The sequence below is a fragment of the Streptomyces sp. NPDC057963 genome, assembly GCF_042887155.1.
Taxonomy (GTDB): Bacteria; Actinomycetota; Actinomycetes; order Streptomycetales; family Streptomycetaceae; genus Streptomyces.
The window spans coordinates 49,359-56,517 of record NZ_JBHVPX010000035.1; the positions used below are offsets into that span (position 1 = coordinate 49,359).

The window sequence follows — 7,159 nt, forward strand, 5'->3', positions numbered from 1 at the left end:
CCACGCGTGATCCTCCAACTAACCCTTGCTTAACCCCCCTCCGGTCACCCTGGGAACGCAACCCAGAGCGGGACGGGAAGAAAGATGGACGACATGCGCGTGCTCATCGTCGAGGACGAGGAAGAACTGGCTGCGATGCTCGCCGAGGGCCTGCGCGGCGAGGGAATGATCTGCGACGTCGCCCATGACGGACCGCAGGCACTGGAGATGACGGCGGCTTCCGCCGAGTACGACGTGCTGGTGCTTGACCGGGACCTACCCCACTTGAGCGGGGATGCAGTCTGCCGGGCGCTGAACGCGGCCAGATACCCGGCCCGCATCCTCATGCTGACCGCCGCCGGAGCCCTCACCGACCTTATCGACGGCCTCGGCCATGGCGCGGACGACTACATGACGAAACCCTTCTCCTATCTGGAGTTGGTCGCCCGACTGCGCGCGCTGGCCCGCCGCGGCACCGCCGGGACCACTGCCACCGTGCTCAGCCGCCACGGCGTCAGCCTGGATACCGTTCGCCGCGTCGCCGAGCGTGACGGACGCCCAATCAAACTGACCCCCCGGGAACTGGGCGTACTGGAACTCCTTCTGGCAGCGGACGGAGCCCCGGTCACCAGAGAGGAACTCAAGGACCGGCTCTGGGACGCGGCACTGGACCCGGCCACCACGGCGATCCGCGTCACCGTGCACTCCCTGCGCCGCAAGCTCGGCGAGCCGCAGCTGGTCAGTCACACGCCCGGCTACGGATACCGGCTGTGACGCCGCGCACACAGGGACGCACCGCCCGCCGCGCCCTTCCGCACCGGCTGCCCCTGCGCGGGCGCCTGACCCTGATGACCACCCTGGTCTTCCTGGTCCTCGGAAGCGGGCTGCTCCTCCTCAACTGGCTCAGCGCCCAGCAACTCATCGAGGAAAACCGCTACCTCGTCGTCCCCGCCGCACCGACCGTGCCTCTGCAACCCGTCGGTCCAGCCGTGCCGGGCGCCACCGCTGCCCCCGCGCCCTCCCACCCCGTCGGTCCCGCCCCCTCGGACACCGGCGTAACAGCAGCGGCGACCCTCACCCCGGCCGAGGCCTTCGAGGACTTCCAGGACCGGGTCCTGAGCCAGGTACTGGCGCGGTCACTGCTGCTGCTGCTCGTCCTCACCGCGCTCGCCGCACTGCTCGCGTGGTGGGCAGCCCGCCGCTCGCTGCACCGCCTCACCCAGGTGACCGCGGCAGCCCGCCGCATCAGCACCGGCAGCACCCTGGATGGACGGCTCGGCCTCACCGGCCCCCACGATGAGGTCCGCGAACTCGGCGACACCTTCGACGCCATGCTCGACCGGCTGGACCGCAGCTTCGATGCACAGCGGCAGTTCACCGCCCACGCCTCGCACGAACTGCGCACCCCTCTAACCCTCCAGCGCACCGCACTGGAAATCCCTCTCTCCCAGGGCCGCGTCCCCGACGACCTGAAACCCGCCCTCCAGCGAGCCCTGGACGCCAACGCCCGCACCGAGCGCCTGATCGTGTCGTTGCTGACCCTGGCCCGTGGCGAGAGCGCAACCCACGCCTCGCACCCGGTCGACCTCGCGGACGCGGCACGGGACGCAATGGAGGACCTGGCCGAGGAGATCGGCGCCACCCACGTTTGCGTCACCGCTGAACTTGCCCCAGCACCCGTCGCCGGCGACCCCGCACTGCTGGCCCAGATCGCCGTGAACCTGCTGGCCAACGCGGTACGGCACAACGACCTCGACGGCACGGCGACCATCACCACGGGCACCCAAGGCGCGAGCGCGTTCCTCGAAGTCGCCAACACCGGCCCGGTCCTGGACCCCCAGCAGGTCCCCGCGCTCTTCGAACCGTTCCAGCGCGGCCCCGGACACCCGGGCAAGGGATTCGGGATCGGGCTCGCCGTGGTCCGCGCGATCACGCTCTCCCACGCCGGGACAGTCACCGCCACCCCCCGCCCCGGGGGCGGTATCACCGTCCGCGTCACCCTCCCGGTTCTGCCCGCAGCGTCATAAGCCCGAGGAGCGCCCAGCGCTCTCTGGCGACTCTCACAAATTGGCGAGCTCAAGCGGTCAGCGCATCACCGCTGTTCAGGAGGCCAGCGTAGACCTCTGCCGAAGTGCGATAGCCGTGGGTCTTGCGCGGACGATGGTTGAGCTTGTAGGCGATGGCGATGATCTGCGATTTTTTGGCGGTGGTGGTTCGGCATCGTGATGTCAGTGCGGTAGCTGCGGTGTCTGTGCTGTTCAGATGGTTGCGGTGAGTGGATTCGGGTGGTGACACGGTTGCCGATTTGGTGCTGACGTTTTTGGTGATGGTGCGGGTCGGTTTGTTGCCGGCCGGTACAGCATGGGTGTTTTGTTGCGGGTCAGGGCCTGTGTTGGCAGGAGTCGAATCGGGCACGCCCGTTGCCGGTGCACGCCACCAGTCGGGATCCGACGTTGCGCAAGGGAACGGGAGTGGCGCGGCCAAGTGCCAGCCGCGCAGGAGGCAGCCGCCGCTGGACGCTACCTCTCCGCCTGGCCCGCCCTCACCCTGCGGGCTGAAAAGACCCCTCCAATTGAGGCGTTCCTCAGCGAAACAAGTCGGGGGCGGGTAAGAACCAGGCCAGAGCCCAGCCGTAAACGGCGACGGTCTGTAGGGGGATGATGGAGAAGACGGCGGAGCCTGAGGACAGTTACGAACTCGTACCGCTCAGCTCACCAGCGGGGACCTACAACCTGACTGAGCTGCGCGAGCGCAAAAAGCGCCGAGAGGTGAGTGAGCGCTATACGCCGCTGCCGACCGATATGGCAGCGTCAAAGCTCCCGTGGAGGACTCGTAGCGGTCCTCACTGACATGAACGTCCCCCACATCAGTCACCGATGTGGGGGCTCTCCTCGTTCGTTGACACAGAATGCCAGTTGCCTGGCTGCCAGTAGCCTCCCGCCATGGGAGAAGCCGAGGTCCGGGTCGTGGTCCGTAAGTTCGATGGCAGCCTGCACTGGCACCACTCGATGGTGTGGTTGGGAGAGGACGAGTTCGGGGTCTGGCTCGGTGCGCCAATCGGGACAACCTATAGCAAAGGTGGGAAAGGGGAGGTCCACACAATCGAAGAGCAACGAGTCATGCTCTTTCCACGCGGCGCCTGGTGGACGGCCCGGTTCCAGGCAGCTCCAGCCCACCTGGACGTCTATTGCGACGTCACCACTCCTCCCGATTGGCCGCACAAGGGAGAAGTGACCACGGTGGACCTGGATCTGGATGTCTGCCGGGTACGGCAAGACGGATCCGTCTTCGTGGACGACGAGGACGAGTTCGCCAGTCATCAGAGGCAGTACGGCTATCCACGAGACGTCATCACGCATGCGGAGAGTGCCGCCGCGTGGCTGTCAGCCGCGCTGCACGACGCTGCAGAACCCTTCGGAAGCCGCTACCGCACATGGCTGGACCAGGTCAGCTGAGATTGGCTTCGATGTTGGTCAGGCTGCGATAGCGAGGGAGCGTCCGCCCCAGCGGATGCCCTTCTCGCAGCGGCCGACACCCCGTTGCGGCCCGGTGCACGGGAACCCGGCGGCCAGCGGGGTCGGTGATGCGCTGCCCGTACGATGACCGGCGTGACCGTCCGCCGTGCCCTTGGCGCAGGCCCCCAGGCTCCCGCGCCCAGCATTCGCGCCGCCCAGGCCGACCTGCTCGACGCTCTCCCCGGAGAGCGCCTGTCCGACCTTGACGAACTGCGTGCCCGAGGCGTGCTCGGTTCCAGCCCGGCTGCGCCCCAGTCTCCGCGGCGGACCCTCGGAACCGGCGGCCACGCCGACGAGGAACAGCCCCCACCATCCGGCTTGATGAATCGGCTGGGATCTATTGGCAATGAGGATTGGTTGGTCACTGGGTGAGGATTGCCTGGTCAGGGGAGTGAGAGCTCCTACCAGGGCCTACACACACCAGTGCGATGCCGAACCCGCGGCATCGCGCTCAAGTGCGTGCAGGGCCGGGGATGCGATGCCGCTGGCCCCGGGCAGCTCAGGGCCCCGGGCCGGCCAGCATGCCCGGGGCCCTGTTCGCCGGCGTCACGCCGCCCCCGCCTCCTGCATCCCAGGGTTGGACAGTACGAACGAGATGACCTGCCGCGCTTCCGCGAAGGCCCTGGTGCGGGCGTGCCGCCGCACAGCATCCTGCATGCGCCGCTCTTCCTCGGGTGCGGTCATCACGCCGCTCCTTCCGTGGCCGCCCAGTCGAGTCCGAGGGCGGCGAGCTGGTGGAGTTTGTCGGTGGTGAGCTTGGCCCGGCGGCTCTTGCTGTTACTCAGGAACACACCCAGTTTCACGAGGTGTTCCTGTCCGTCGATCACGATCCGTTCCCCGTAGCCCCTGGGGACGGTTACAGAGCCCGTACGCGCCTTGTACTGCGCCAGGGCTGCCATGCCCTTCTCGAAGGCGCTCACGGGCGCCACAGGCGGCTTGGCCGGCGCTTCGAGCTCTGCTGCCATCGGTACGACGCCGATGGTCTCCAGGCGCTCGCGTTGCCCGGAGGTCAGGGCGGCCCAGATCTCCGGTTTCCGTTGTCTGGCCAGCCATTTCCCGATGTCCATCCCGTGGACGGTGACTCCGGGTTCGATGTACCCGAGGATGCTCTCCTCCGCGAGCATCTCCCGCACCACCGCGTAGTGCCGCTGCCACTCCGGCGGCCATGACGGGTTCCAGTCCTCGTCAACCTCGCGCAGCGCCGCCTCCCACTCGGGGTGTTCGTCCAGCGCATCCGGTCGGCGGAGGTTGGACAGCCACTGCCCGATCGGCCGGTCCAGCATGGTCGCGGTCCGGGGCGCGCACAGCGTCCAGTGCTGCTCGTAGTACACACGTGCCGCCGCCAGGTTCTCCTGGAAGCGTTCGTCCACGAGGCTCCAGACCATGCCGAGCTTCTCCAGCCGCCCGGCGCGCTGGCCGGTCATCTGCCCGGCCCCGTATGCCCGCCGCTGCTCCGCGACCCACTGCCCAAGGGGTGTCGCGCCCTCCCGGTGTCCGTAGGGCACTCTCGCGTTCCCGACTCGCTCGACGTACGCCTTCAGTTTCGCCCAGCCGCGCGCCCAGTCCTGCCGCTCGGTGTCGATCACGTTGAAGCTCACCCAGTCCGCGACCATCACCGGGTCACGCGGAGCGGCAAAACGCAGCAGTAGACGGGATTCGTCCTCGCCTTCCTCGGGCGGCGGGCCGATGTACTCGGACGGCTGCGCGACGTCCTTCTGCGGCTCCTGCGGAATCGCGAGCAATTCGATTGCCTCTTCGTCGTGAGCGCGCAGACCTTCAAGGACTTTCACCAAAGGCCGATATGATCCCGAGGTGAACATGTCTTCCGGCTTTTCTCCGGGCTGGAGAAATACCGGAACGATGAGAGAGGCCAACTTCCCTTGTCCCGGCTTCTGCCGCAGCGCCCTGCCGATCGCCTGGACGATGTCGTGCGGCGCCCCCTTGGGGTCCAGCAGGGCCACGGAGTCCACCGCCCGGATGTCGACGCCTTCGCCCAGCACGCGGCAGTTCGAGAGCACCGCCCGCAGCGCGGTGGACCCGAAGCCGCCCAGGACGCCCCGCCGGTGCTCGGGGACGTGCTCGCCACACAGCCAGTCCGCCCAGATGTGCTTCGGGTACTTCTCGGGCTGGTCGGCGTGCAGTTTCGCTGCCACGCGCTGAAGGCCCTCCGCGTACGCCTGTGCCTCTATGGTCCGGTGATGGAAGGTGATGCACGTTGACAGCCCGTGCTGCGCCATCGTGTGCAGGAGCGCGGCCTGGAGCGCCCCGAGCCGCTGTCCGCGCACCTCCTCGCCGCGCCGCTCCTCGCCCATCAGCCGCTCAGGGGTGACGACCGGGTCCTTAAGCTCCAGCACGATGATCTGGTAGCGCGCAAGCAAGCCGCGGGAGACAGCCGACGCCAAGCTGAGCTTGTAGAGAACGGGCCCGAAGACTCGTTCGTCGTCCATGCTCGCCGCCATCTCCTTCGGCAGCGGATCGCGGACCCCTTCGGCGACCTCCCAGTTGGGCCGCTCCTGCCAGATCCGCGGGGTGGCCGTCAGGTACAGGCGGCGGTGCGCCGGGATGACGGTCTGGTCGTGGATGTCCGCCCACGCCTTGCCCATCGAGCCACTTGTCCTGTGGGCCTCATCGACCACGGCGAGGTCCACCGGGGCCAGCTGCTGGCCGTAGACGCCATCGAACGCCTCCGCCAGGACGCCGAGGCTGGCGTACGTTGCGTAGATGGTCACCGGCCCCGTGCCGTGCCACAGCGCCAGCTGTACGGGATTCGTCGTGGAGCGCACCTTCAGGCTCCACAGCTCCGGGTCGTCCTGGAGGCTGCACACCGCGACCGCTGGCCCCTTGTGCCCGACCCGGTGCCACTCCTTGACCGTCTGCGCCAGGAGATCCAAAGTCGGCACCAGCACCAGGACGCGCCCCTTCGGCAGCATCTCGCGAGCAGCGAAAGCGGCAGTGATGGTCTTCCCGGTGCCGCATGCGGAAATCACCTGACCACGCAGGCCGTTCACCGGAATTCCTCCGGGAGGGATATCGAGGCCGCGCTTAATGGCGTCAACAGTTTCAATCTGGTGGGCGTGCAGATCGCTTCTCATCATGACCACGGGGAAATGCTCCTTCTTTCGGAATGTGGCGCGCAATCAGAAAGGGAATCCCGGCGCGATGGTATGGCCCGGAGGATGTGGTGTCTGGTCCCATACGCTACACAGTCATGACATGTGATGCATCACTCGCGCACCCAACTTTCACCCGCAGAGTGATACATGGCGAATCTTACCCCGAAACAGCCGGTTGGCGTGTATGCTGGCGGAGTATTGGTGAATGTGACCGGTCAGTTTCGGTAGCTGAGGAGAGGTCAGGGTGGAGCGCAGCGGAGCCCGTCTCTGCGGTGGGCCGAAAACCTTGCCAGGCCGATGATCCGTCACCTTCGTTGCGCGGATGGTAGCTGGGATTCCCAAGCCTTACACAGGCCTGCATGTGATGCACCCTCACCCTGTAGCCAGCCCAAGGAGTCCCGCTTGCGGGACTCCCCGCAATTCGCGCTTGCGCGAATTGACGCCCTTTCGGAATTCCGTTTACGGAATTCATTCCCGCGTTTACGCGGGAATTCGAATTGCGCTTGCGCAATTCGTGCTCTATGCAGCGGCTTGCCGCTGCATATCCCGCTC

At 67.1% G+C, this 7,159-nt stretch carries 6 protein-coding genes; 3 read left to right on the forward strand and 3 right to left on the reverse strand.

Annotation, left to right across the window (positions count from 1 at the left end; all coding sequences use genetic code 11):
• Window positions 1-93: 93 nt before the first annotated feature.
• Together ACFVT1_RS38215 and ACFVT1_RS38220 are read left to right on the forward strand one after the other, a co-directional pair.
• The gene (locus ACFVT1_RS38215) at window positions 94-753 is read left to right on the forward strand and encodes a response regulator transcription factor (RefSeq protein ID WP_389804678.1); all 660 of its coding nucleotides are present in this window, start codon (window positions 94-96) and stop codon (window positions 751-753) included.
• Entirely contained in the window at window positions 750-2,006 is a 1,257-nt protein-coding gene (locus ACFVT1_RS38220; protein ID WP_389804661.1) for an ATP-binding protein, read from the forward strand. The genes ACFVT1_RS38215 and ACFVT1_RS38220 overlap by 4 nt, the downstream gene beginning before the upstream one ends.
• Before the next feature lie 49 nt (window positions 2,007-2,055).
• Here ACFVT1_RS38220 and ACFVT1_RS38225 read toward each other — a convergent pair whose 3' ends face one another.
• The gene (locus ACFVT1_RS38225) at window positions 2,056-2,394 is read right to left on the reverse strand and encodes a hypothetical protein (protein ID WP_389804663.1); all 339 of its coding nucleotides are present in this window, start codon (window positions 2,392-2,394) and stop codon (window positions 2,056-2,058) included.
• A gap of 527 nt (window positions 2,395-2,921) precedes the next feature.
• Between ACFVT1_RS38225 and ACFVT1_RS38230 the strand changes: the two genes are divergently transcribed.
• A complete protein-coding gene (locus tag ACFVT1_RS38230) occupies window positions 2,922-3,434 on the forward strand; it encodes a DUF402 domain-containing protein (protein ID WP_389804666.1) in 513 nt (170 codons plus the stop codon).
• Window positions 3,435-4,040: 606 nt separating this feature from the next.
• Here ACFVT1_RS38230 and ACFVT1_RS38235 read toward each other — a convergent pair.
• Together ACFVT1_RS38235 and ACFVT1_RS38240 are read right to left on the reverse strand one after the other, a co-directional pair.
• Entirely contained in the window at window positions 4,041-4,178 is a 138-nt protein-coding gene (locus ACFVT1_RS38235) for a hypothetical protein (RefSeq protein ID WP_389804669.1), read from the reverse strand.
• Entirely contained in the window at window positions 4,178-6,589 is a 2,412-nt protein-coding gene (locus ACFVT1_RS38240) for a Helicase associated domain protein (protein WP_389804681.1), read from the reverse strand. Before ACFVT1_RS38240 ends, ACFVT1_RS38235 begins: the two co-directional genes overlap by 1 nt.
• Window positions 6,590-7,159 lie beyond the last annotated feature (570 nt).